Source organism: Methylobacterium sp. AMS5, from assembly GCF_001542815.1.
Classification (GTDB): Bacteria; Pseudomonadota; Alphaproteobacteria; order Rhizobiales; family Beijerinckiaceae; genus Methylobacterium.
Map to the genome: position 1 here is coordinate 4,503,373 of NZ_CP006992.1, position 23,265 is coordinate 4,526,637.

At 70.1% G+C, this 23,265-nt stretch carries 22 protein-coding genes; 9 read left to right on the forward strand and 13 right to left on the reverse strand.

The genetic code is table 11. The features are described from left to right. Position 1: 1 nt before the first annotated feature. Positions 2 to 1,498: a protein adenylyltransferase SelO gene (locus Y590_RS20200; protein ID WP_083530920.1), complete on the reverse strand. Its 1,497-nt coding sequence runs from the start codon at positions 1,496 to 1,498 to the stop codon at positions 2 to 4. 136 nt (positions 1,499 to 1,634) lie between these two features. Between Y590_RS20200 and Y590_RS20205 the strand changes: the two genes are divergently transcribed. From Y590_RS20205 to Y590_RS20220, 4 genes are all read left to right on the forward strand, one after another. Then, complete coding sequence (locus Y590_RS20205; protein ID WP_060771417.1) at positions 1,635 to 2,567, forward strand: DMT family transporter; 933 nt, start codon at positions 1,635 to 1,637, stop codon at positions 2,565 to 2,567. A 316-nt stretch (positions 2,568 to 2,883) separates the two neighbouring features. Further along, positions 2,884 to 3,900, forward strand: a complete 1,017-nt coding sequence (locus tag Y590_RS20210; RefSeq protein ID WP_060771418.1) for a sensor histidine kinase — start codon at positions 2,884 to 2,886, stop codon at positions 3,898 to 3,900. 377 nt (positions 3,901 to 4,277) lie between these two features. Beyond that, a complete protein-coding gene (locus Y590_RS20215; protein WP_060771419.1) occupies positions 4,278 to 5,081 on the forward strand; it encodes an SGNH/GDSL hydrolase family protein in 804 nt (267 codons plus the stop codon). Between the two features lie 67 nt (positions 5,082 to 5,148). After that, on the forward strand, positions 5,149 to 5,541 hold the full coding sequence (locus Y590_RS20220) for a group III truncated hemoglobin (RefSeq protein ID WP_060771420.1): 393 nt from the start codon (positions 5,149 to 5,151) through the stop codon (positions 5,539 to 5,541). 6 nt (positions 5,542 to 5,547) lie between these two features. On the opposite strand, the gene Y590_RS20225 is transcribed toward Y590_RS20220, so the two are convergent. From Y590_RS20225 to Y590_RS20240, 4 genes are all read right to left on the reverse strand, one after another. Next, positions 5,548 to 6,366, reverse strand: a complete 819-nt coding sequence (locus tag Y590_RS20225) for an MBL fold metallo-hydrolase (RefSeq protein WP_060771421.1) — start codon at positions 6,364 to 6,366, stop codon at positions 5,548 to 5,550. Between the two features lie 30 nt (positions 6,367 to 6,396). Next, a complete protein-coding gene (locus tag Y590_RS20230) occupies positions 6,397 to 7,194 on the reverse strand; it encodes a TatD family hydrolase (RefSeq protein WP_060771422.1) in 798 nt (265 codons plus the stop codon). Positions 7,195 to 7,243: 49 nt separating this feature from the next. After that, positions 7,244 to 8,812, reverse strand: a complete 1,569-nt coding sequence (gene metG / locus Y590_RS20235; RefSeq protein WP_060771423.1) for a methionine--tRNA ligase — start codon at positions 8,810 to 8,812, stop codon at positions 7,244 to 7,246. 193 nt (positions 8,813 to 9,005) lie between these two features. After that, a complete protein-coding gene (locus Y590_RS20240) occupies positions 9,006 to 9,221 on the reverse strand; it encodes a hypothetical protein (protein WP_060771424.1) in 216 nt (71 codons plus the stop codon). A 298-nt stretch (positions 9,222 to 9,519) separates the two neighbouring features. Here Y590_RS20240 and Y590_RS20245 point away from each other — a divergent pair, with 298 nt between their 5' ends. Beyond that, positions 9,520 to 9,720: a hypothetical protein gene (locus tag Y590_RS20245; RefSeq protein WP_060771425.1), complete on the forward strand. Its 201-nt coding sequence runs from the start codon at positions 9,520 to 9,522 to the stop codon at positions 9,718 to 9,720. A gap of 113 nt (positions 9,721 to 9,833) precedes the next feature. On the opposite strand, the gene Y590_RS20250 is transcribed toward Y590_RS20245, so the two are convergent. The 6 genes from Y590_RS20250 to Y590_RS20275 form a co-directional block, all read right to left on the reverse strand. Continuing rightward, complete coding sequence (locus Y590_RS20250; RefSeq protein WP_060771426.1) at positions 9,834 to 10,919, reverse strand: DNA polymerase III subunit delta'; 1,086 nt, start codon at positions 10,917 to 10,919, stop codon at positions 9,834 to 9,836. Then, the gene (gene tmk / locus Y590_RS20255; RefSeq protein ID WP_060771427.1) at positions 10,909 to 11,643 is read right to left on the reverse strand and encodes a dTMP kinase; all 735 of its coding nucleotides are present in this window, start codon (positions 11,641 to 11,643) and stop codon (positions 10,909 to 10,911) included. Before tmk ends, Y590_RS20250 begins: the two co-directional genes overlap by 11 nt. Before the next feature lie 41 nt (positions 11,644 to 11,684). Beyond that, the gene (locus Y590_RS20260) at positions 11,685 to 12,461 is read right to left on the reverse strand and encodes an ABC transporter permease (RefSeq protein WP_060771428.1); all 777 of its coding nucleotides are present in this window, start codon (positions 12,459 to 12,461) and stop codon (positions 11,685 to 11,687) included. Continuing rightward, positions 12,458 to 13,462 carry an ABC transporter permease gene (locus Y590_RS20265; RefSeq protein ID WP_060771429.1) on the reverse strand — a complete coding sequence of 335 codons (1,005 nt, stop codon included), beginning with the start codon at positions 13,460 to 13,462 and terminating at the stop codon, positions 12,458 to 12,460. The genes Y590_RS20260 and Y590_RS20265 overlap by 4 nt, the downstream gene beginning before the upstream one ends. Continuing rightward, positions 13,459 to 14,544: an ABC transporter ATP-binding protein gene (locus Y590_RS20270; protein WP_060771430.1), complete on the reverse strand. Its 1,086-nt coding sequence runs from the start codon at positions 14,542 to 14,544 to the stop codon at positions 13,459 to 13,461. The genes Y590_RS20265 and Y590_RS20270 overlap by 4 nt, the downstream gene beginning before the upstream one ends. A gap of 62 nt (positions 14,545 to 14,606) precedes the next feature. Further along, on the reverse strand, positions 14,607 to 15,311 hold the full coding sequence (locus Y590_RS20275) for a Crp/Fnr family transcriptional regulator (protein ID WP_003602066.1): 705 nt from the start codon (positions 15,309 to 15,311) through the stop codon (positions 14,607 to 14,609). Positions 15,312 to 15,771: 460 nt separating this feature from the next. On the opposite strand from Y590_RS20275, the gene Y590_RS27080 reads away from it, so the two are divergent. The 3 genes from Y590_RS27080 (at position 15,772) to Y590_RS20290 (ending at position 19,711) form a co-directional block, all read left to right on the forward strand. Next, complete coding sequence (locus tag Y590_RS27080) at positions 15,772 to 16,023, forward strand: hypothetical protein (RefSeq protein ID WP_193763138.1); 252 nt, start codon at positions 15,772 to 15,774, stop codon at positions 16,021 to 16,023. A 169-nt stretch (positions 16,024 to 16,192) separates the two neighbouring features. After that, positions 16,193 to 18,895 (forward strand): DUF2339 domain-containing protein, encoded by a 2,703-nt coding sequence (locus Y590_RS20285; protein ID WP_060771432.1) that lies wholly within the window; start codon positions 16,193 to 16,195, stop codon positions 18,893 to 18,895. A 426-nt stretch (positions 18,896 to 19,321) separates the two neighbouring features. After that, positions 19,322 to 19,711 carry a hypothetical protein gene (locus Y590_RS20290; RefSeq protein WP_060771433.1) on the forward strand — a complete coding sequence of 130 codons (390 nt, stop codon included), beginning with the start codon at positions 19,322 to 19,324 and terminating at the stop codon, positions 19,709 to 19,711. 37 nt (positions 19,712 to 19,748) lie between these two features. On the opposite strand, the gene Y590_RS20295 is transcribed toward Y590_RS20290, so the two are convergent. Together Y590_RS20295 and Y590_RS20300 are read right to left on the reverse strand one after the other, a co-directional pair. Further along, positions 19,749 to 21,050 carry an MFS transporter gene (locus tag Y590_RS20295; RefSeq protein ID WP_060771434.1) on the reverse strand — a complete coding sequence of 434 codons (1,302 nt, stop codon included), beginning with the start codon at positions 21,048 to 21,050 and terminating at the stop codon, positions 19,749 to 19,751. Between the two features lie 89 nt (positions 21,051 to 21,139). Beyond that, complete coding sequence (locus Y590_RS20300; protein WP_060771435.1) at positions 21,140 to 22,315, reverse strand: pyridoxal-phosphate-dependent aminotransferase family protein; 1,176 nt, start codon at positions 22,313 to 22,315, stop codon at positions 21,140 to 21,142. A 163-nt stretch (positions 22,316 to 22,478) separates the two neighbouring features. Between Y590_RS20300 and Y590_RS20305 the strand changes: the two genes are divergently transcribed. Next, complete coding sequence (locus Y590_RS20305; RefSeq protein WP_060771436.1) at positions 22,479 to 23,258, forward strand: GntR family transcriptional regulator; 780 nt, start codon at positions 22,479 to 22,481, stop codon at positions 23,256 to 23,258. Positions 23,259 to 23,265 lie beyond the last annotated feature (7 nt).

Consider the following 23,265-nt stretch of genomic DNA (forward strand, 5'->3'; position numbering starts at 1 on the left):
CTCAGGCCTCCGGGGGGAGGGCTTGCGTGCCGTAGGCCCCGGCCATGGTCTCGATCTCGGCGAGCTTGGCGTGAAGCGCCGACCAGTCGTCGGCCACGGCGATCGGCGCCCAGAGCGCCTCGACCTCGTCGATCAGCATCGTGCAGGGCTTTTCGCGGGCAAAGTAAGGGTGGTCGAGGTTGGCCCTGGCGGCGGGGCGCATCGCCTGGAGCGCGGTGTGCACCGGGCGAAAGGCATCGCTGGCGTAGTGCTCGCCCGCCGGGCTCCGGGCCGCGCGGGGTTCGCTCGCCAGCCCGCCGCGCCAATCGAAGAAGACCTGTTCGAACGGCGCGCGGCTGGTCTCGAGGAAGGCCCAGAATGCACCGACCAGCCGGTGAACCGCGCCCTCGCCCTCCCCTTGCGCGGGCGTGACCCCGAGCCGGAACAGGATCGCCTCGGCGAACGCGTCCTGAAGCGCCGGGCCGAAGCCTTTCAGCCCCGCCTCCAGCCGCTCCTTCGGCACGAGGCCGAGCAGGCAATCGGCCAGCCGGCTCAGGTTCCAGAACAGGGCCTCGGGCTGGCGGCCGAAGCTGTAGAGGCCCCACTCGTCGAAATAGGCCGCGGTGAAGGCCGGATCGTGGGCGGGAGCGAAGCGCCATGGGCCGTAATCGAAGCTCTCGCCGGTGACGTTGATGTTGTCGGTGTTGAGCACGCCGTGGACGAAGCCCGCGGCCATCCACTGCGCGCCCATCCGCGCCACCCGCGCCAGCATCGCCTCGAAGAACAGGGCCGCCCGCTCCGCCGGCTCGGCTTCTTGGATGCCGGGATAGTAGGTTTCGACCACGTAATCGACGAGGCGGGCGATCGCCTCGGGCTGTTCGAGGAACCGGAAGCGCTGGAAGGTGCCGATGCGCAGGTGCGAATGCGACAGCCGCACCAGGACCGCCGAGCGGGTGGGAGAGGGCTCGTCCCCCCGCTCCAGCGCCTCGCCGGTCTCGATCAGGCTGAACGACTTCGAGGTCTCGACGCCGAGCGCCTCCAGCATGGTGGTGGCCAGCACCTCGCGCACGCCGCCCTTCAGCGTGAGCCGCCCGTCCGCCCCGCGCGACCAGGGGGTCGTGCCGCTGCCCTTGGTACCGAAATCGCGCAGGCGCCCGTCGCGTCGGTCGTGCGCCTGCGCGAACAGGAAGCCGCGCCCGTCGCCGAGATCCGCGTTGTAGGAGCGGAACTGATGGCCGTGATAGCGCAGCGCCAGCGGCCGCTCGAACGAGCCGGGCAGGGGCGTGAAGCGCGCGAAATGCGCGATCCACGCCGCGTCCGACAGATCGTCGAGCCCGACGCGCCGCGCCCAGGCTTGGTTGCGGTAGCGCAGGATCGCCGAGGGGAAGTCGGCCGGGGCCACGACGTCGTAGAAGTCGGGCCCGAGATCGGCGTGGCGGCGCGAGGGTTTGAAAGCGGGCAGGGGTTCGGCTCCGTCCGGTGTGGCGGGAGGAGTCGGGCAGGCGCGGGGGAACGTCAAGCCGACGAAAGGCTGAACCCGGCGGGGGGAGGGGCGATCCCTTCACCGAATGGCTGATGAGCCCTCCCCTGGCTATTCCGGGACCGGCGCGGCATGGCATCGGACTGGAACGAGCGTCGCATACGGATCTTCCAGCGTGACCCAAGGCACCACCGGCACCCGCGCCTCCGCGGCGGCTTACCCGATCCTGACGCTGACCACCCTCCTCTGGGCGGGCAACACGGTGGCCGGCAAATGGGCGGTGGGCGAGGTCTCGCCGCAGGTGCTGACCACCCTGCGCTGGGCCTTCGCCTTCGCGGTGCTGCTCGTGGTGGCCCGCCGCCAGGTTCTGGCGGACCGGGACCGGCTGGTGCAGCGCTGGCCCTACCTGTTCCTGATGGGCGCGTGCGGCTTCACCATCTTCGCCAGCCTGTTCTACGCCGCCGGCACCTATACCAGCGCGGTCAACGTCGCCCTGATCCAGGGAGCGGTTCCCGTCTTCGTCATGGCGCTGAACCGCGCCGTGCGCCGCGTGCCGGTGAGGGCAGGGCAGGTGATCGGCGCCGCCGTGACCCTGGTGGGTGTCGCGGTGGCGACCACCCACGGCGATCTCGCGGTGCTGGCGCATCTCGGCCTCAACCGCGGCGACGGTCTGATGCTCGCTGCGAGCCTCGTCTATGCCGGATACACCGTGGCGCTCGCCGGGCGCCCCGCCGTGTCGGGGCTCGCCTTCTTCACCGCGCTGGCGCTGGCCGCCTTCCTCACCTCGCTGCCGCCGCTCGCCGCCGAATGGGCGCTCGGCCACGCGATCTGGCCCACCACCGCGACGGCCTGGACCATCGTCGCCTTCGTCGCGCTCGGTCCGTCGTTGCTGGCGCAGCTGTCCTTCATCCGCGGCGTCGAACTGATCGGCCCGAATCGGGCCGGGCTGTTCGTCAACCTCGTGCCGGTCTTCGGCGCGGGGCTCGCCGTGCTGCTGGCGGGCGAACCCTTCGGCGGGGCCGAGATGCTGGCGCTGCTCCTCGTGCTCGGCGGCATCCTCATCGCCGAGATCGCCGGGCGGCGCGCGGCACGATCCCCGGTTCGTTGAACCGAGGAAGGGCAACGGCAAGTACAGCGAGAGGCGAGGGGGAGGGTGCTGCTCCTGGTCGCAGCCAATCCTGAAATAGATCGCCCTGCGCCGAAATGGATGCCCGCCGGGCGTGCAAAAACGCGGAAGAAGAGGAACTTGGAACCCTGCGCGATTGCAGCGCGATCGAGCATGGCCTCGAGGGTTGAGCATCATCTCATCCGCCCCGTCCCGAACGACGGGCGGAAAAACCTGCACCGCGGTGGGCGGGACACAGATCGAGCCTGAAAACCGGATAAAGTTCATCCGAATCACATTTCGGACTTTTCCCCACCAGATGCCGTCCTCCCTCGCCCCTGCCGCCGGACGGCTGCCCGCGCCTTCGTGGTTCGGCGACGTCGCCGCCCTGGGCGCGACGGGGATCGCCATCGCCATGCGTCACGCGCTCGACGACGTGCTGCCGCCGGGTTTCCCGTTCCTGACCTTCTTTCCGGCGGTGATCCTGACGGCGTTCTTCTTCGGCCTGCGGCCGGGGATCATCTGCGCGGTGCTCTCGGGGCTCGCCGCGTGGTACTTCTTCATCGGCGAGGCGAACATCTTCCTTCTCGATGCGCAGACCGCACTGGCGCTCGGCTTCTACGCCTTCATCGTCACGGTCGACATCGCGCTCATCCACCTGATGCGCGTCGCGGGCGAACGGCTGAGCGCGGAGCGGGCGGTGAGCGCCCAACTCTACGAGCGGCAGCGCACCATGTTTCAGGAGCTGCAGCACCGGGTCGCCAACAACATGCAGTTCGTGGCGGCCCTCCTCGCTCTTCAGAAACGCAAGGTCATCGACAATCCGCAGGAGGCGGCCGGTGTCTTCGACGAGGCGCAGGCCCGGCTGCAAACGATCGCGCGCATCCATCGCCGCCTCTACGACCCGGCGCGGGCCGACCAGCCCGTGGGCCAGTACCTGCAGGAACTCTGCGCCGACCTGCTCGACGCGACGGGCGCGCGCAACATCGTCTGCCTCGTCGATGCGCCGCCGGTGCGCCTCGATCTCGCCCGCCTGACCACCCTGTCGCTCCTCGTGGTCGAGGTGGTGACGAACGCCCTCAAGCACGCCTTCCACGGGACCGAGCGCGGCACCATCACCATCCGGTTCGAAACCCTCGGAGCGGGGCAGGCGTCGCTCAGCATCGCCGATAACGGGCCAGGCATCCCCGCGACCTTCGATCCGGACACGAGCCGCAGTCTCGGCTTCCGGATCGTTCAGGGGCTCGCCGGCCAGCTCGACGGCACGCTGACCTACGCCAACGAGGGCGGCACGGTGGTGCGCCTCGTCTTCGTCACCGGTCCGACGGACGCCTGACGGAGCGTCCGCGAGCCGTCACGGTCGGCCGGGGCAGGGCGCCTTCGCGTGAGGCAAGGCCGAAGCAGGCTCATGCGTCCGACCGAGTGCCTGCGCGCCGCTTCGGGCCGTGGATCCGGCGCCCGTTCATGTCTCTCGCAGCCCGTGAAAGCCGTTCGCATAAGATATATTATGGAACATGTAGACGGGTGCAGAGGCCCTTGCAGGTATCTGTTAACCATAAACTGTCGGCATTTTCCCGGTTTTGGCCCTCCGATACCGATAATGCCGCCGGCATGCGGAACGCACGGATTGGAGCGGCGCTCTCGCAATCGTCACAATCATCCGGCAACAGCCCGGGACATCGGGAAACAGAATCGGCTGCCAGACGTTTCGCCATGTTGAACCACCCGCTCTACGGTCTCATCCTCGCCACCGTCCTTGCCGGCCCGCTCGGCCTGTCTGGCGCCTGCGCGCAGCCCGATGCGTCGCCGGTCGTGGCACCGCAGATGCCGGCGTCCGGCGAACGCCTGCCAACCAAGCTGGCACGGCTCGCCTCACAGCTCGGGCGCGACGGCGATGTGCGGATCGTGGCCTTCGGCTCCTCCTCGACGGAAGGGGCAGGCGCCTCGTCACCGGCCATGGCCTACCCTGCCCTGCTTGAGCGCGACCTGGAGGAGCGCCTCCAGATCGGCGCATCGAGCCGGCGCTCGATCACCGTGATCAACCGCGGCAAGGGTGGTGACACCGCCGAGGCGATGGCGCGGCGCTTGGAGCGCGACGTGCTGGCCGAGCGCCCGGATCTCGTGGTCTGGCAGACCGGCAGCAACGATCCGCTCGCCGGGGTGCCACTGGAGCGTTTCGTCGAACTGACCCGCGCGGGCATCCTGGCGATCCGCGCCACGGGGGCCGACGTGGTGCTGATGGACCAGCAATGGTGCAGCAAGCTCTCGGGCATGGAGGGTGCCGCGCGCTACGGCGAGGCTCTGCACGCGCTCGCCACCGAACTGCGCGTGCCGGTGATCCGCCGCCGCGCCCTGATGCAGTCCTGGGTCTCGCACGGATTGATGACCCCGGCCCAGATGATCGGCCCCGACGGCCTGCACATGACCGATGCCGGCTACCGCCAGCTCGCCAAGGCGGCGGCCGCCCAGATCCTCGTCGGCGCCGGCCTGATCCAGCCCTCGCTCGCCCGGAACTGACCGGGGCAGGGGCGGCTTTCGCAAGCATGAAGCCCCCTCCCCGCGCTGTCGTATCCCGCGCTGTCGCATGAAGCAGGCCGAACTCACCGAAGCGGCTCTGGCCGCCTTCCTCGACGCCTTCTACGCCCGGGTGCGCCGCGATCCGCTGATCGGCCCCGTCTTCGCGGCAAAGATTCCGGACGAGGCGTGGCCGCGCCATCTCGCCACGATCCGCGATTTCTGGTCCTCGGTGCTGCTGAAGACCGGCCGCTACAAGGGCAACCCGTTCGGGCGCCACCTCGGCATCGAAGGCATCAACCCTGCGCATTTCGCGCGCTGGCTCGGCCTGTTCGAGGAGACCGCCAGGGAGGTCTTCGTGCCCGAGATCGCGCAGATCATCGTCGAACGGGCGCATCGCATCGGCGACAGCCTGAAATCCGGGCTGTTCTTCCGGCCGGAGATGCGGACCGTAAGGCCCTGATCTTCTTTAGAGATCCAGGGTCGCCGTCAGCCCGTCATAGGCCGGCACCACGTGTCCCGGCAGCTTCCTGGCCAGCGTCGCATAATCGAGATCGGTGTGGAGGTTCGTCAGGATGGCGCGGCGCGGCGCGACCTCCTCGATCAGGGCGAGCGCGTCCGAGACCGAGTAATGCGAGGGGTGAGGGGTTTCGCGCAGGGCATCGATGATGAGCAGGTCGAGGCCGTGCAGGCGGGCCTTGGCCGCCTCGGGCATCACGCTGACGTCCGGCGCGTAGGCGGTGGGGCCGAAGCGGAAGCCGTGGGCGATCTCGTTGCCGTGCTCCATGCGGAAGGCATCCGCCACGATCGGGCCGCCCGCACCCACGATGGTCAGCGGTTCGTCCGCCTGCATCTCATGCAGGTCGAGGATCGGCGGATAGAGGCTGCCCGGCGGCGTCTCGAAGGCGTAGCCGAAGCGCTTCATGAGGAGCGCGTGGGTGAGGGGGTCGGCATGGACCGGGATGCGCCGGTGCATGTGGATGACGAGCGGGCGCACGTCGTCGATGCCGTGGGTGTGGTCGGCATGCGCGTGGGTGTAGAGCACGGCGTCGAGGCGGGTGACGCCGGCGTCGATGAGCTGCTCGCGCAGGTCCGGCGAGGTATCGACCAGCACCGTCGTGGCGCCCCCTCCCCCGTTTCCGTCCCCTTCGCGCCGCTCCACCAGCAGCGAGCAGCGGCGGCGGCGGTTGCGCGGCTCGGACGGGTCGCAGGCGCCCCAGCCGTAACCCACCCGCGGCACGCCGCCGGACGAGCCGCAGCCGAGGATGCGCAGGGTCAGACTCGCCATGCGCCCTCCCCCGTGCTCATCGCGCGATCCTCATGCGCTCACGCCCTCGATCGCCGCGGCCTTGGAGAACAGCCGGTAGAAGTTGGCGGTGGTGGTCGCTGCGAAATCCTCGAAGGGCAGGCCGAGCGCCTTGGCCAGCACGCGGGCGGTGTCGGCGGTGTAGGCCGGCTCGCAGCGCCGGCCGCGGTGCGGCTCGGGCGCGAGGAACGGCGCATCGGTCTCGACCAGGATGCGGTCGAGGGGCACGCTGCGGGCGATGTCGCGCAGCGCGTCCGAGCGGCGGAAGGTGACGATGCCGGAGAATGAGACCGACAGGCCGAGCTCGACCCCGACTTCGGCCAGCCGGGCGCCGGACGAGAAGCAGTGCAGCACGGCCTTGAAGGGCCTGCTAGCCATCTCGTCGGTGAGCACCGCTTCCATCTGCGCGTCGGCGTCGCGGGAATGGATCACCAGCGGCAGGCCGGAGAGGCGGGCGGCCTCGATATGGGCGCGCAGCACCCGCTCCTGCACCGCCTCCGGTGCGGCGTCCTCGTAATGGTAGTCGAGCCCCGCCTCGCCGATGCCGACGCAGCGCGGCGTATCGGCCAGAGCGGCGATGGTGTCGGCCGGCACGGCCGGCTCCTCGGCGGCGCCGTGCGGGTGGGTGCCGACCGTGTACCACACCGCCGTGTGCGCCTCCGCGAGCGCGCGGTAGCTGTCGGCCTTGGCGACCCGCGTCGAGATGGTGAGGAGGCGCGTCACGCCGGCCTCGGCCGCGCGGGCGATCACACCCGGAATGTCCTGCGCGAAGTCCGGGAAATCGAGGTGGCAGTGGCTGTCGACCAGCATGGTCTCTTGAGCGGATTCGTTGGGGAGGGAGCGATGTGGGGAGGCGGCGTCAGGCCGTCGCCTCCGGCTTCTCGAAGCGGGGGAAGATCGGGGCCGGGGCGGGCAGCGCCGTGCCGCCCTGCAGGCGGTGCTCCGAGCCGGTAAAAGCGAAGCTGCGTGCGTTCACCGGCACGGCGAGCAGGTCGAGCAAAGCGGCACCCGCCGTCGGCACGAAGGGCTGCACGATCAGGCCGACCCGGCGCAGGGTCTCGACCGTGACGTAGAGCACCGTGTTCATGCGCGCCGGATCGGACTTGCGCAGTTTCCACGGCTCTTCGGAGGCGAAGTAGCGGTTGGCCTCGCCGACCACGGCCCAGATCTCGGCCAGGATCGCGTGCAGGGCGAGATTCTGCATCAGCCCCCGTGCCTTCTCCGGCAGGGCGGCGGCGGCGGCGAGCAGGCGCTCGTCGGCCTCGGTGAACGTGCCCGGCTCCGGCACCGTGCCCTCACAGTTCTTCGCGATCATCGAGAGCGAGCGCTGGGCGAGGTTGCCGAGGTCGTTGGCGAGGTCCGCGTTGATGCGGTTGATGATCGCCTCGTGGTCGTAATTGCCGTCGCTGCCGAACGGCGCCTCGCGCAGGAGGAAATAGCGCACCGGATCGACGCCGTAGGTGCCGACGAGATCGAGCGGATCGACCACGTTGCCGAGCGACTTCGACATCTTCTCGCCGCGACTGAGAAAGAAGCCGTGGCCGAACACGCGCTTGGGCAGCGGCAGCCCGGCCGACATCAGGAAGGCCGGCCAGTAGACCGCATGGAAGCGGACGATGTCCTTGCCGATGACATGCAGGCTCGCCGGCCAGAACCGGGCGTTGGCTGCCCCCGCATCGGGAAACCCCGTCACCGTCAGGTAGTTGGTCAGGGCATCGACCCAGACATACATGACGTGGCCCGGCCGGTCCGGCACCGGCACGCCCCAGTCGAAGGTGGTGCGGCTGATCGAGAGATCCTTGAGGCCGGAGCGCACGAAGCTCGCGACCTCGTTCATCCGCGTCTCGGGGCCGAGGAAGTCCGGCTGCTCCGCGTAGAGCTTGAGCAGGGGCTCCTGGTACTTTGAGAGACGGAAGAGGTAGTTTTCCTCCTCCATCCACTCGACGGGCGTGTCCGTCTTGATCGAGCGGCGGTTGCCCTCAGAGACGAGCACGGTCTCGGCCTCGTCGTAATAGGCCTCGTCGCGCACCGAGTACCAGCCGGCATATTTGGCGAGGTAGATGTCGCCGTTGGCCTCCATCCGCCGCCACAGCTCCTGGGCCGCGGCGTAGTGGTCGGCTTCCGTGGTGCGGATGAAGCGATCGTAGCTGCAGTCGAGCCGGTCGGCCACGGCCTTGAAGCGCCCGGCCATGTCATCGACGAAGGCGCGTGGCGTCACGCCGGCGCGGGACGCCGTCTGCTGGATCTTGAGGCCGTGCTCGTCGGTGCCGGTGGTGAACAGCACGTCGCGCCCGTCGAGGCGGTGGAAGCGGGCGATGGCGTCGGTGGCGATCACCTCGTAGGCGTGGCCGATATGCGGCGCGCCGTTCGGGTAAGAGATCGCCGTGGTGATGAGGAAGGGCTCGTTCGCCTTCTCGCTCGCGCTCACGTCAGAAGATGTCCCGGATGCGAAGGTCGGACTGTCATGCCTTGTGGCGCGCAACGTCCCGCGACGCAACCGGCCCGCCGGGCGCCGTCCGGACTTGGCCCGAAGCTGCGCTCCTTATGGAGACGCAAAAGAGCCCTGCCGGGACCCGGCAGGGCTCTTTGGACGTGCAGCACGCGTGTGGGGTCGAGGGCGCTCAGGCGGCGCGCTGAGCGCCGACGGGCAGGACGTTCTCGTTGCCGATCTTGACGGCGGCGCGCTTCGCAGAAGCGGGCGCAGCCCCACCGACGGCCACGAATTCGCCGGCCGCAGCGGTATCGGCCTTCGGGCCCAGACGGTTGGCCACCAGGGCGACCAGGGCGATGTTGATGACACCAGCAGTGAGGGCGGCGAGCAGAGCCAGGGAGATCATGGTGGGCATCCCGTGCGGTTTGTTGCGTTGCAGCGTATGTGCCACCAACCGGGCCGTTCTGGTATACCAAGCACCAAATGCCAGATATTCGCTGGACGCATGTATCGGGCGCTGCGGGGCCTGAGCCCCGAGCATTTTGCATTATGGTGCTATAATACCCAGTGTCCTGTTCTATTTTGCATGGACACGGCCGGGATCATCGGGTTAATCCTCGGCGGCGCTGCGAACGGCCGGTAAGGTTCCAGCGTGAGCCACAAGCGTTGGCTAACCCTCGCCGACGACTTCGAGGACGGTTTTCATGTCAATCGCCAAGGTTCGCCAGCCTGAAGAGCAGTGGATCGAGCTCCCGGAGCCGAATCTTGACCGTTACCTGCTGCACTCATGCTCCCGCACTGCGAACGACAACCGCCGGCCGGCCGGCGAGATCTTTCGTGTCGTGCAAATCGGCGCATGCGTGGTCCTGATCGGTGCAACCACCCTGATCAGTGCTTTGATCTGACAGGCGCCGCGCGGTTGCATGGATCGCGGGTGCGAGCCGGGAAAAAGTCCGGCCTCGCCCACTGACGGCCCGCGCCCGATCCGTCCGGCGCCGTTCTCAGCCCATCAGGACTTTCACGGAATCCGCGTCGCCCCCGCCAATTCCCGGAAGGCCGCGAGCATCAGCGGCCGGCGGTCGAGGTTGTAGATCGCGGCCTCGCGGGCCGAGGATGCGATGCGCTCGGCGGCCTCCACCAGCGCCAGCAGCCGGGCCGGGCCCTCCCCTTGCCGCCGATCGATCTCGGTGGCGACGTGGCGTTGGATCGCGTCGAGAACGGTGGCGAGCAGGGGTTCGGCGTCGCGGCCCGCAAGCGTTTCGGCCAGCTTGAGCACGCGCCGCCCGTCCGGCTCGGGCAGGCCGGCGAGAAGGGCCGAGACTTCCGCCTCGACCGCGGCGGTGGCGGGGTCGAGGAGCGCCACCGCGCGGGCGACCGAGCCCTCGCAGAGCGAGACGGCCCGCGCCAGAGCCGCCGCGTCGGGCCGGGCGAAGGGCGCCGGAAATTCTTCGATGATCGCGCGCACGTCCGCCTCCGGCAGCGCACGCAGCGTCAGGGCCCGGCAGCGCGAGCGGATCGTCGGCAGCAGGCGGCCCGGCGCGTGCGAGACGATCAGGAAGATGGCGCGGGGCGGCGGCTCCTCGATCATCTTCAGGAGGGCGTTGGCGCTGTTGGCGTTCAGATCCTCGGCGCTGTCGACGATGCAGACGCGCCAGCCACCCTCCCCGCCCGCGGTGGCCCCGAACAGCGCAAGCGCCTCGCGGGCGGCATCGACCGAAATGCGGGTCGGCAGCGTCTTGGCACCCGGCGCCTGGACCCGGCGCAGCGCGACCAGATTCGGGTGAGACAGGGCCGTCACCTGCCGCGCGGCCGGGTGATCCTCCGGTACGTCAAGGGAATCGGGGGAGGGGAGCGTGCGCGGGTCAGCCACGAGCCGGCGCGCGACCCGGTAGGCCAGCGTCGCCTTGCCGATGCCGGCAGGACCCCCGATCAGCCAGGCATGATGGAGCCGGCCCGCGGCCAGCGCCCCCGCGAAAGCGGCTTGCGCGTGACCGTGCCCGAGAAGGCGGGTCTGTTCGCGCGGGCGCGGGACGTGGGCGAGATCGCCCGCCTCGGCCTCGGTGCGACTGGCGTCGCGAGCGGTCCGGGCGGAATCAGGCCGCATGACCTCGTCCCTCCCGCTCCTTGCCCTCCCGCTCCGTGTCCGCTTGCCCCTGCCCTTCTCCCGCGGCTGGCAGCAGATCCGGCCACCGGGCGGCGATGGCGGCGGCGATGGCGGTCTCGACCGCATCGGGGCCGAGATCCGCGTCGATGACGCGGCAGCGCTCCGGCTCGGCCTCGGCGATGCTGCGGAAGGCCGTCCGCAGCCGCTCGTGGAACCGCATGCCCTCGGCCTCGAAGCGGTCGGCGGGTTCGCCCGCCCCGCGCCGCCGCGCCCGGGCGAGGCCGGCCTCGGGCGGCAGATCGAGGATCAGGGTGAGGTCGGGGCGCAGATCCTCGAGCGTCACCCGCACCAGGCTGTCGATCAGCGCCGGATCCAGGCCGCCGGCCGCGCCCTGATAGGCGCGGGTCGAATCCGAGAAACGGTCGCACAGCACGATCGCGCCGCGGTTCAGGGCCGGGCGGATCAAGTTCTCGATGTGGTCGATGCGGGCGGCGGCGAACATCAGCGCCTCGGCGAAGGGCCCGTAGGGCTTCGCCACGCCCCGCAGCAGCGCAGCACGCAGGGCTTCCGCCCGTTCCGTCCCGCCGGGCTCGCGGGTGGTCACGACCTCGCGCCCGCTCACCCGGCGCAAGGTCTCGGCAAGGCGCGCGATCTGGGTGGACTTACCCGCCCCCTCCCCGCCCTCGAAGGTGATGAAGACGCCCCGCGGCGCATCGCTCGACATCGGGCGGGGCTAGCACACTGGGGGGCGCTGCGCGACCACGGCTAGACCGCCGCCCCTTTCCGCCCCGTGAGCCAGGATGCGCCCAGCACCACGAGGCCGACGGCGGCGATCAGCAGGGTCGAGGCGGCGTTGATCTCCGGGTTCACCCCGAGGCGGACCTGGCTGTAGATCCGCATCGGCAGGGTGGTGGCGCCGGGCCCCGAGACGAAGCTCGCGATGACGAGATCATCCAGCGACAGGGTGAAGGCGAGCAGGAACCCGGCCGCGACCGAAGGCGCGATCAGCGGAAGGGTGATCCCGAAGAACACGCGGGCCGGCCCCGCGCCGAGATCGGCGGCGGCCTCCTCCAGCGAGCGGTCGAGACCCTTCAGGCGCGCACCCACCACCACGGCGACGAAGCCGGTGGCGAAGGTCGCATGTGCGATGACGAGGGTCGCGATGCCCCGGTCGAGGCCGATGCCGACGAAGAGCAGCAGCAGCGACAGGCCGGTGATGACTTCCGGCATCACCATCGGCGCGTAGAGCAGCCCGGTATAGGCGCCGCGCCCCCAAAAACGCCCGTGCCGGTCGAGCGCCAGCGCGGCGCATGTGCCGAGCACCCCGGCGATCGCGGCCGACAGGACGGCGACCTTGAGCGAGACGAGGGCCGAGGCGATCAGCGGCCCGTCCCGGAACAGCACCCCGTACCAGCGTGTCGAGAACCCGCCCCAGACGGTCACGAGCTTCGAATCGTTGAAGGAATAGGCGACCAGCACGAGGATCGGCGCGTAGAGGAAGGCCAGCGCGAGGGTCAGCGCCGTACGGGCGAAGAGGCTCATCGCTGAGCCGCTTCCTGAGCCCCTTCCACCGCTTCCTCGCGGCGCAGCTCGGCCTCGCGGAACAGCACCACGGGGCCGACCACGAGGATCAGCAGCAGCACGGCCACCGCCGAGGCGAGCGGCCAGTCGCGGTTGGAGAAGAACTCGCTCCACAGCACGCGGCCGAGCATCAGCGTGTCGGAGCCGCCGAGCAGATCGGGGATGATGAACTCGCCGACCATCGGGATGAAGCAGAGCAGCGCCCCGGCGGCAAGACCGGGCAGGCTCAGCGGCAGGGTGACGGTGAAGAAGGCCCGCGCCCGCGACGCGCCGAGATCGGCGGCGGCCTCGGTGAGCGCCGGATCGAGCCGGCTCATCACCGCGTAGAGCGGCAGCACCATGAAGGGCAGGTAGGCGTAGGAGAGGCCGACCAGCACGCCATAGGGGCTATCGAGGATCGGCAGCGGCGCGGCGATCAGGCCGAGCTTCAGGAGGGCGGCGTTGAGCAGACCTTCGGGCTTGAGGATCGCGATCCAGGCGTAGACCCGGATCAAAAAACTCGTCCAGAACGGCACGATGACCAGCGCCACGAGGATCGGCTGCCAGCGCACCGAGGCGCGGGCCATGGCGTAGGCCGTCGGCGTTCCGATCAGAACGAGGATCGCGGTGGCGAGCGCGGCATAGCCCAGCGAGGAGAGGGCGGCGTCGCGGTAGAGCGCGTCGGCCGCGATCATCAGGTAGTTCTGGAAGTCGAGCGCCTCGAAGAACTCGCGCCAGCCCTCCAGGCCGCCATCCCATTCGAGTACGGGCAGGTAGGGCGGCTGCGCGGTGGCCGGCGAGGAGAAGCTGATCTTCAGCGTCACCGCGAAGGGCACGACGAAGAACAGCGCCAGCCACAGCAGCGGCAGGCCCCGGACGAGGCCGCGCCCCAGGCGTTGGGGCAGCCGCCCCGCATGTGCGGGGGCAACCGGCGACGAGCGGTCACCGCCGGTCGGTCGAGGCTGTCGCGACAGCCCGCTCATGCCGGCAGAATCCACGCGGAGTCCGCGGGCACCCCGAGGGTGATGGTCTCGCCGACGGCCGGGATCGGGCCGGGCGCCGGCAGGGCGGCGGAGGCGCGCAAGGTCGTGCCGTTCGCCATCTCGACCCGGTAGCGGATGCGGTCGCCGAGGAAGGTCGCCTCGGTCAGAAGTCCGGACAGCCCATGGGCCCCCCCCTCCCCGCCCACGATCAGACGCTCGGGGCGAACCGCGATCACGACCGCATTGCCCGCCTCGCCCTCGCCGCTCGCGCGCAGGATGCCCAGAGCCGTCTCGACGCTGCGGATTCCACCCGGCTCCGCCCGCCCGAGGCGACCGTCGATCAGGTTCACGTCGCCGAGCAGGCCCGCGACGTAGCGGCTCGCCGGATGCTCGTAGAGCGCGCGCGCCGGCCCCACCTGCACGAGGCGGCCGCGCTCCATGACGCCGATCCGGTCGGCGAGCGCCATCGCTTCCGCGGCATCGTGGGTGACGACGACGAAGCTCGTGCCGAGCCGCCGCTGGATCGCCCGCAACTCGCCTTGCGTCTCCTCGCGTAGGGCCCGGTCGAGCGCTCCGAGCGGCTCGTCGAGGAGGAGGAGGCGCGGTTCGCGGGCCAGGGCGCGCGCCAGGGCCACGCGCTGGCGCTGGCCGCCCGAGAGCGTGTCGGGGCGGCGCGCCTCGAAGCCTTCGAGCCGCACGAGCCGGAGGAGGTCCCTCACCCGCCCGGCGGCCTGCGCCCGGCTCAGGCCCAGACCCTTCAGGCCGTAGGCGAGGTTGGCCGCCACGCTCATATGCGGGAACAGCGCGTAGGACTGGAACATCATGTTGACCGGCCGCCGGTGCGGCGGCAGCGCCGTCAGATCGGTCCCGCCGAGGCGGATCGTGCCGGAATCCGGCGTCTCGAACCCCGCCACCATCCGCAGCAGGGTGCTCTTGCCGCAGCCGGAGGGACCGAGCAGGCAGAAGAACTCGCCTTCCCCGAGGTCGAGGGAGACCGCATCGACGGCCGTATGCGCGGAAAAGCGCTTGGTGACCCGCTCCAGGCGGAGCCTCTGGTCCGGACGGGGAGGGCTGGGGTGCAAGATGGATCTTCGAACCGGTGCCGCGACGGATCTCGGTGACGTACCGTGGGAAAGACGATGCTCTAGGCGTCTTCGCGCAGCGCCTCCTGCACCCGCGCCTCCAACAGGTCGGGGCGGCGGATGACGAGGGCGCCGCGGGTGCGGTCGATCAATCCCTCGCCCGCCATCACCGTGAACTCGCGGGTCACCTGCTCCCGGCGGCAGCCGATGCGGGCGGCCAGAACGTGGTGGTAGGGCGGCGGCGTCACCACCCGCTCGCCCACGGAATCGCTCCCCTGCCCGGCCCGCGGCACGGAGAGGCGCAGCAGTTCGGCGTAGAGACGATGGCGCAGGTCGAGCAGCGCGTGCTCCATCAGCCGCGTGTTCAACTCGCGCACGCGCTTGGCGAGCAGGCGGAACAGCCGGTCGGCGATGACCTCTGAGGCGAACACGATCTGACGGAAGACAGGGGCGGGTACGACACAGACCTCGCCCCGGGTCAGCGCCGTGACGTTGGCCGAGCGGCCGATGCCGTCCAGTGCCGCCAGCTCGCCGAAGAAGGCGCCCACGCGCATCTCGCCGAGGATCACCTCTTTGCCGGATTGCGACCGGTTGAGAATCCGCACTTCCCCCATGGCGAGGAAGTACACGTCGGTGGAGATGTCGTCGTAATCGACGAGCGTCTCGTTCTCGTCGAAGCGCCGCCAATGGCAGCGCGTCTCGAACGGGGAAAGATCGACACCCGGTTCCTTGAAGAACGGGATGCTCGCCAACCGGGCTGTCGCCACGCCTCTTGTACCTTAGTCTACGCGCGTAGACTGAATGGTGAGGCTCCTGCCGGGGCGGGTCAAGTCGCCGGGCGCGGCGGCCGGACGATTGACGTGGACGGCGCGGGCGTCCGGTCGGGAGCGGCTCCGCGTGGGGCAGGCCCGACGCCCCGAGCGTGCCTGCCAGAATGGACGCATCGCGCGGCCGTCATGGCGCCAAAAGACCAGAATGAGAAGCGCTTGGTGTCTCTCACGAAGCTCCCGGGGCGTCGCCGTGCCCAGAACGGAGACGGTCGGTGATCGGGCGTTTCGTGCGGCACTCTCAGCTGAAGAACGAATAGGGACTCCCTAGCCGGCTTCCATGAACTTGCCCGTTACGCAACAGATTTTTTTGACTTCAAGTAGCCATTTTCCTCGTGATTTCAGTGCTCATTAACCGTAAAGTTTGGTTGCGGATCTGAAGCAATCGCGGAGTTAACCGATGTTGGAAGGTTACCGTGACTTATTTCTGCAGGATGCTTTCAAGGTAGGACTGATTTCATCTTCGGGGGGACGCAATGATATCGGATGCCTCATTTGGGACGAGACACCCGATGGTGTCGATGTCGAAGTTGGCCCAGATGTCGTCGTGCCTGATTCTGTGCGCTTGTTCATCGGCTGTCTGAAGATCGATTGTCGTTGTGCCGTCGTCGAACGCGAGGGTTGCCGTCTTCATCTCGCCTTCGTCCGCTGAGGCCGCGCCGCTCTGGCGTCCGCTGCGAACGCCTGAACCGCCAAGCATTTGCAAGACCGCGCGATCTGTAGGAGTCGTGACACCACGATTCACGAGCGTGTGAGCACCCGCACCCGTAAGGGCCGGAAACAAGGCTAGCTTCGCCGCTCCCGAAGCGGACGCTCGGCCTATGGACGATGGTTTTTTCCTGAGTGCGGCGCTGATCGTGCTGGCGCTCGCGCTGTCCGGTCCGGCGGGCCTGCTGCTGGCGCTGCGGCAGCGGCAGCATATCCGGGTGCTCGAGCGGCGCCTCGCTCTGGTGGAGGCGCGTCCGGTCGCCGGCTCCGGGCCGATCACGGCTCCGATGACGACCCCGATCCCTGCTCCGGAGCCGGTTCGCCCGGAACCGGCGCCTGCTGCGGTGCCGCCCGTTTCCTCGCCTGCCCTTCCGCCTGCGCCGCCGCGCGGCGCCGTTCCGGCCGTGGCACGGGAGCGGCCGATTTCGGCCCCCGCCCCGTCCATCGAGGAGCGCTTCGGCACCCGCTGGACCGTATGGGTCGGCGGCCTCGCCCTCGCCTTCGGCGCGGTGCTGCTCGTGCGCTACTCGGCCGAGCGTGGCCTGTTCGGGCCGGGCGTGCGAATCGCGGGCGCTCTTGCCCTCGCGCTCAGTCTCGTCGGGCTCGGAGAGTTCCTGAGGCGACGCCTGCGCGGAGCGGAGCCTGTGCCTCCGATCTGGCCCGATGTGCCGGCCATGGTCACCGCCGCGGGCACGGTCGGCCTGTTCGGCGCGGTCTACGCCGCGCACGCCCTCTACGGCTTCATCGGGCCGGCCCTGGCCTTCACCGGACTCGCGGCGACGGGCCTCGCTGCCATGGTCGCCGCCCTGCTGCACGGGCCGGCTTTGGCGGGCATCGGCCTCGTCGGGGCGCTCGCCACGCCGATCCTCGTCGGGGGTGGGGGGACGAGCCTGTGGCCGCTCGCCCTCTACCTGCCGGTGGTGGCAGGCAGCGCCTACGCCTTCGCCTGGCTGAAAGGCTGGCGCGCGCTCGCGGTGGCGGGCGGCGTCGGCGCGGCGGCCTGGGCCCTGTTCCTCACCCTCCTGCCCGGTGAGAGTGTCGCCGTGCAGGTCCACCTCGTGCTGCAGCAGGCGCTGGCGATCCTCGTCTTCGCCGTTCTGCCGGGGCGTGACGTACCGGACGCGGAAGCGCGCCTCGACCGCTTCGCCGCGCTCGCCCTCGCGGCGGCAGCGAGCGTGGCGTTGGCGGTGCTCGGCCTGACGGCCCATGCTGGCAGCGGTCTGGGTTGGGCGGCCGCCGCCCTGGCGGCGATCGTGCTGCCCGCGCTTGCGGGCTTCGTCGCCGCCCCCGCCGCCCTAGGTGGTGCCGTCGCGGCCCTGACGCTCGCCGGCGCCCTCGTGCTTTGGCCGGAGGCGGCCGAGCCCTCGAGCGCCGCCTTGTTCTTTCTCTGGTACGGCACGGACCATCCCGGTCTGCTGCTGGCGCTGGCGGTGGCCGGATCGCTCGCGGTCGCGGGGCTCGGCACGCTGCGGCTCCTGGGCGGCAGCCGCCTGCCCTATGCCACCGCGCTGGCCTTCGCGGCGGGCGCGGCGGTGGCGCCCCTCGCGGCGCTCGCCCTGGCCTATCTGCGAATCACGGGCGGCGCGGTGGCGCCGGACTTCGCCGCCGCCGCGGGAGGGCTGGCCGCCGGATTCTGCGGTCTTGCCGTCCTGTGCCGGCGTCAGGGCGACGCGACCCCCTCCCCGGCCCTCACGCTGGGGCTCGGTGCCTTCGCCGCGGCAGCGGTGGCGAGCCTGTGCCTCGGCCTCGTCTTCGCCCTCGCGGGCGGCTCGCTGACGCCGGCCTTGGCCGGGACGGCGCTCGCCACCGGCCTGATCGCCCGGCGCCTCGACATCCCGGCCCTGCGCTGGTGCGTGGCCGGTCTGGCCGTCATCGTCGCCGCGCGGCTCGCCTGGGATCCGGCCCTGATCCGGGGCGGCCTGTCGGACCGGCTCATCCTCAACGGGCTCGTGACCGCCTACGGCCTGCCGGCCCTGTGCTTCGGCCTCGCCGCCTGGGCGATCCGCCGTCCGGATCGCTCGGCGGACATCCCGGAGCAGGTGGCCCAAGCCTTGAGCCTTCTGCTTTCGGGCCTGTTCGTCTTCCTGGAGATCCGTCACGCGCTCCACGGCGGCACCCTGGCCGACTCGGGGACGAGCGTGCTGGAACAGGGTCTGACGACGCTGACCGCCCTCGGCTTCTCCCTGGTGCTGGTGCGGTTCTCCGGTCCCTCGGCCTCGCCGGTGATCCGCTTTGCTGGCCTCGCCTTCGCCTGCCTCGCCCTGTTTCAGGGCGCACTCGGCCTCGGGCTTGCCGCCAACCCGCTCCTGACCGACGAGCCGGTCACGGGCGGGCTCATCCTGAACGACGCCGTGCTCGCCTACGCCCTGCCGGCGGCGGCGGCCTTCGCCCTGGCGCGGGCGGCACGCGGCGTGCGGCCCGTCTGGTTCGTGCGCATGGCCGGCGGTCTGGGGCTGGCCCTGAGCTTCCTCGCCCTGTGCCTCGCCGTGCGCCACGGCTTCCAGGGCGAGCGGCTCGGGCTCGACCGCGAGACGGGACAGGCAGAGTGGTACGCCTACTCGGCGGTGTGGCTCGGCCTGGGCCTCATCGCCCTCGGCTACGGCATCCTGCGCGGGTCGGCGACCGCGCGGCTGGCCTCCGCCGTGCTGGTGGGCCTGGCAACGCTCAAGGTGTTCCTGTTCGATCTCTCGGGCCTGGAGGGGCCGCTGCGGGCGCTCTCCTTCCTCGGGCTCGGCGGCTGCCTGATTGGCATCGGTCTCGTCTACCAGCGCCTCGTCTTCGCGCCCGCCCCCCGGCCGGCCGCGCCGGATGCGTGAGACGGTCCCGTTCCGGCACGTCGCCGGTTCCCGGCATTGACCGTCGGCTAACCGGTCGCGGTCATTCTACGGGGGAGCCACGTTGCGTATCGGCTCGGTCGTGCGAACGACACCCCCCGCCGTCCCGCGTGGACGGCGGGGACGCCCGCACCGGCTCGACGGAGCGGTTGCGACGCCGCCGAACGCCCTCTCCCCGCCGACACCAATGCGGCGCTGAACGGGGTGAGCCGGGCCAACCCGCCGGTGGCGATCCGTCCGTTCGAGGGCAGTCGCGTGCCGCCCGCCGACGGCCCCGCGCTCGCTTTCGGCCCCGTCTCGGGGCTTGGCAGGTCCCGTGCCTGATCCTTTAAAAGGGGGACCGTTCCCTTGTCCCTTCCTCTTGGCAGGGCCATGGATTCGGAACCGAGGAGACGGGACAGAGAGCGCATGGCCAAGCCGGCGGACGAAGACGAGCAGGCCATCGACCGCCTGACCCTGTACATGCTCAAGGAGACGTACTGCGCCGCCGCGGGCGCCCTGATGCGGATGAGCCCGCAGGCGGCCGGGACCCTGTTCGAAGCCTTCGAGCGGCAGATCGCCGACGCGCTCCAGCGCATGCACGCCCACCGCTCGGAGGGGCCGGATTCGACCGCGATCGCCCTGGCGGTCGGCGACCGGATCGCCGACATCCTCGATCAGGCCCATCGCCGTCAGTTCGAGCCGGCGACCGCGCCGGGATTCGAGGACCGCAGCCTCGAGGCGGTACGGGAGACGGGCATCTCGAACGAGGCGGTCGAGATGCTGGCGGACCTTCAGCGCCGCTTCCCCCTGCCCTGAACCGTCGCCGCGGGGAGAGCGCGGCGACGGGACGGTTCTACTCCGCCGGTACCACCCGCGGGGTCACGGGCGCCGGTTCATCCTCGAACGGGCGCTCGGGGTGCATGGTGAAGGCGAGGCCCGCGCCCAGAAGCAGCAGGCCGACCGACCCGGCAAACGGCAGGATCCAGTTGCCGGTGAGATCCACGATCAGGCCGAAGGTGAGCGGCGAGACGATCGCGGCGAAGGCCGAGCCGAAATTCATCAGCCCGCTCGCGGTGCCGGCATATTGCGGGGCGATGTCCATCGGCACCGACCAGATCGGCCCGATCACCAGTTCGAGGAAGAAGAATCCGCCGCTCAAGAGCAGCGCCACCAGGGTCAGCTCCTTGGTGAAGAACACGCCCGCGAGGCAGGCGGCGGCGCCCAGCATGCCGAAGCTGATCACGTTGCGGCGCGCCTTCTGCAGGTCGCCGGTCTTCTTCAGGATGCGGTCGGAGATCACGCCGCCGAGCGTGTCGCCGACCACGCCCGCGAAGAACACGCCCGAGGCGAACAGGGCCGAGTTCTTGATGTCGAGGCCGTAGCCGTCCTTGAAGAAGGAGGGCAGCCAGTTGAGGTAGAGCCAGAGCGACCAGCCGTAGCAGAAATAGGTCAGCGTGACGGGCGCCATGCGCGGGATCAGCCGGCGCCACGGCACCGGCGGTTTGGCGGCGGGCTTGGCCGTCCGGTCGTGGATCGCCAGCCGCTCCAGATCCTCGTTCGTGATGGCCTTATGCTCGCGCGGGTCGTCCCGGTAATAGAACGCCCAGACCAGCACCCAGGCGAAGCTGACGATGCCGAGCACGACGAAGGCGCCGCGCCAGCCGACATAGGCCATCATCAGCACTACCAGCGGCGGCGTGATGGCGTTGCCGAAGCGGGCGAACGAGTGGGTGATGCCCTGCGCGAAGCCGCGCTGGTCCTTGGCGACCCAGGACTGCATCGCCCGCGTCGCGGTGGGGAAGGTGGCGCCCTCGCCGAAGCCGAGCGCGAAGCGCGCGAGGAACAGCGAGACCACGCCGCCGACGAAGCCGGTCGCCACCGTCGCCGCCGCCCAGATCAGGCCGCAGAAGAGCAGGGTGCGCCGCGCCCCCCACTTGTCGGCCATCACGCCGCCGACGATCTGGAACACCGCGTAGGGGTAGGCGAAGGCCGAGAAGACAAGGCCGAGTTCGGTGTTGCTGAGGCCGAGTTCGCGCTTGATCTCCGGGGCGGCGGTGCCGACGTTGACCCGGTCGACATAGGTGATGAAGTACATCAGGCAGAGCAAGAACAGCACCATGCCCGGCGCCGTCACGCGGCGTGGGATCGTGATCATCGGGGCTTCCTCCGGTTCTTATGAGCAAGCGCCCCGGGCCCCGCATCTGACGCGCGGCTTGGCCCGGGGCGTGGGCGTTCGGGAAAAGATCAGCCGTCGAGGCCGGAGCGCAGGCGCGCCATGGCGGCGAGCACGCCGCCCTGCCGGTGCGGCACGCCGGCCGCCGCCAAGCCCATCTCGACGCCGGACAGGGCGCCCATCAGGGTCAGGTCGTTGGTCTCGCCGAGATGGCCGATGCGGAAGATCTTGTCGGCGAGCTTCGACAGCCCGGCGCCGAGCGACATGTCGAACTTGTCGAGCACGAGCGCGCGGAAGGCATCCGCCCCCTTGCCGTCCGGCATCATCACGGCGGTGAGCACCGGCGAGTGCTCGTCGGGGTTCAGGCACAGAACCTCGAGCCCCCAGGCCTCGACCGCGGCGCGGGTCGCGGCGGCCAGCCGCTGGTGGCGGGCGAAGACGTTGTCGAGCCCCTCCTCCATCAACATCGCGACCGCCTCGCGCAGGCCGTAGAGCAGGTTGGTGGCCGGCGTGTAGGGGAAGTAGCCGTTGGCGTTGGGCTTCAGCATCTCCTCCCAGTCCCAGTAGGAGCGGGGGAGGTTGTTGGACTTGCCCACCGCCCGCGCCTTGTCCGAGATCGCGGTAAAGCCGAGGCCCGGCGGCAGCATCAGGCCCTTCTGCGAGCCGCTGACGGTGACGTCGACGCCCCACTCGTCGTGGCGGACATCGACCGAACCGAGCGAGGAGATCGTGTCGACCAGCAGCAGCGCCGGGTGGCCGGCAGCGTCGATCGCCTTGCGGATGGCGGGGATGCGGCTCGTCACGCCGGTGGAGGTCTCGTTGTGGACCACCATCACCGCCTTGAAGGTGTGGCTGCGGTCCTCGGCGAGCTTCGCCTCCACCAGGGCCGGATCGACGCCGTGGCGCCAATCGCCGGGCACGAACTCGACCTCGATGCCCCACCGCGCCGCCATCTGACGCCATAGCGTGGCGAAGTGGCCGGTCTCGAACATCAAGACCCGGTCGCCCGAGGAGAGCGTGTTGACGATCGCTGCCTCCCAGGCCCCCGTGCCGGAGCCCGGATAGATCACCACCGGTCCCTTGGTGCGGAAGATCGTGCGGCAGCCCTCCAGCACCTCGCGGCCGAGCACGCCGAAGTCCGGCCCGCGATGGTCGATCACCTGCCGGTCCATGGCGCGCAGCACGCGCTCCGGCACCGGGCTCGGACCCGGAATGTGCAGGAAGTGTCGTCCGGTGCGGCGCGTCATGGTCCCTCCCGTTGGGCCGGATGCCGGGCGCTTCACGTCATGCCCGGTCGTTTCATCCTGTAGGTTTGCATTCATTTTTAGCCGAGACAAGAAGTATCATGCCTACATTCGTCCCATCGACGGCGGTTGAGCCCGCTGCTACCAATCGGCCATGACTTCCGCCATGACACGCGCCGAACGCGAATCGGAGGGCGCAGACGGCCCGATCCCCCTCCCCGCCCCGCTCCCGGTCGAACTGCCGGCCAAGCCTCGGGAAAACCTCGTGCATTCCCTCCACGACGAGGTGCTGGCGCGGCTGCGCGAATTCATCGTCGAGGGCAATCTCGCGCCGGGCGCCCGTGTCCCCGAACGGCTCCTGTGCGAGCGCTTCGGCATCTCGCGCACGCCCCTGCGGGAGGCGCTGAAGGTCCTGGCCTCGGAGGGGCTGATCGACCTGCTGCCGAACCGTGGGGCGCGGGTGCGCCGGATCGGCGAGCAGGAAATCGTCGAGCTGTTCGACGTGATGGGCGGGTTGGAGGCCCTGGCCGGCCGTCTCGCCTGCGAGCGCATCACGGACGAGGCCTTTGCCGAGATCGAGCGGCTCCACCATGAGATGTACGGCCACTATCTGCGGCGCGACCTGCACGGCTACTTCGCGTGCAATCAGGCGATCCACGACCGGATCGTTCAGGCCGCCGGCAACGGGCCCTTGAGCGCCACCTATGCCGGCTTCGCCGGGCGTCTGCGGCGGGCACGCTACTCGGCCAATCTCGATGCCAACCGCGACCGCTGGGGCGAGGCGATGCGCGAGCACGAGGAAATCCTCGACGCCCTGCGCCGCCGGGCCGGTTCGGAACTCAGCGACATCCTGTTCCGCCACCTGCGCAACAAGCGGAAGGCCGCGGCCGACCGGGAGGCCGCGCAGCCCATCTCCCGCGAGCCGGCCACAGCCGACATCGATTGATGTCGGC

What these genes read in the sequence shown, in the direction of transcription:
- Y590_RS20210 (WP_060771418.1), top strand. Translation starts at nt 2,884, where the DNA reads ATGCCGTCCTCCCTCGCCCCTGCCGCCGGACGGCTGCCCGCGCCTTCG.
- Y590_RS20215 (WP_060771419.1), top strand. Translation starts at nt 4,278, where the DNA reads ATGTTGAACCACCCGCTCTACGGTCTCATCCTCGCCACCGTCCTTGCC.
- Y590_RS20220 (WP_060771420.1), top strand. Translation starts at nt 5,149, where the DNA reads ATGAAGCAGGCCGAACTCACCGAAGCGGCTCTGGCCGCCTTCCTCGAC.
- Y590_RS20225 (WP_060771421.1), bottom strand. Translation starts at nt 6,366, where the DNA reads ATGGCGAGTCTGACCCTGCGCATCCTCGGCTGCGGCTCGTCCGGCGGC.
- Y590_RS20230 (WP_060771422.1), bottom strand. Translation starts at nt 7,194, where the DNA reads ATGCTGGTCGACAGCCACTGCCACCTCGATTTCCCGGACTTCGCGCAG.
- Y590_RS20240 (WP_060771424.1), bottom strand. Translation starts at nt 9,221, where the DNA reads ATGATCTCCCTGGCTCTGCTCGCCGCCCTCACTGCTGGTGTCATCAAC.
- Y590_RS20245 (WP_060771425.1), top strand. Translation starts at nt 9,520, where the DNA reads ATGTCAATCGCCAAGGTTCGCCAGCCTGAAGAGCAGTGGATCGAGCTC.
- Y590_RS20250 (WP_060771426.1), bottom strand. Translation starts at nt 10,919, where the DNA reads ATGCGGCCTGATTCCGCCCGGACCGCTCGCGACGCCAGTCGCACCGAG.
- tmk (WP_060771427.1), bottom strand. Translation starts at nt 11,643, where the DNA reads ATGTCGAGCGATGCGCCGCGGGGCGTCTTCATCACCTTCGAGGGCGGG.
- Y590_RS20260 (WP_060771428.1), bottom strand. Translation starts at nt 12,461, where the DNA reads ATGAGCCTCTTCGCCCGTACGGCGCTGACCCTCGCGCTGGCCTTCCTC.
- Y590_RS20265 (WP_060771429.1), bottom strand. Translation starts at nt 13,462, where the DNA reads ATGAGCGGGCTGTCGCGACAGCCTCGACCGACCGGCGGTGACCGCTCG.
- Y590_RS27080 (WP_193763138.1), top strand. Translation starts at nt 15,772, where the DNA reads ATGTTGGAAGGTTACCGTGACTTATTTCTGCAGGATGCTTTCAAGGTA.
- Y590_RS20285 (WP_060771432.1), top strand. Translation starts at nt 16,193, where the DNA reads ATGGACGATGGTTTTTTCCTGAGTGCGGCGCTGATCGTGCTGGCGCTC.
- Y590_RS20290 (WP_060771433.1), top strand. Translation starts at nt 19,322, where the DNA reads ATGGCCAAGCCGGCGGACGAAGACGAGCAGGCCATCGACCGCCTGACC.
- Y590_RS20295 (WP_060771434.1), bottom strand. Translation starts at nt 21,050, where the DNA reads ATGATCACGATCCCACGCCGCGTGACGGCGCCGGGCATGGTGCTGTTC.
- Y590_RS20300 (WP_060771435.1), bottom strand. Translation starts at nt 22,315, where the DNA reads ATGACGCGCCGCACCGGACGACACTTCCTGCACATTCCGGGTCCGAGC.
- Y590_RS20305 (WP_060771436.1), top strand. Translation starts at nt 22,479, where the DNA reads ATGACACGCGCCGAACGCGAATCGGAGGGCGCAGACGGCCCGATCCCC.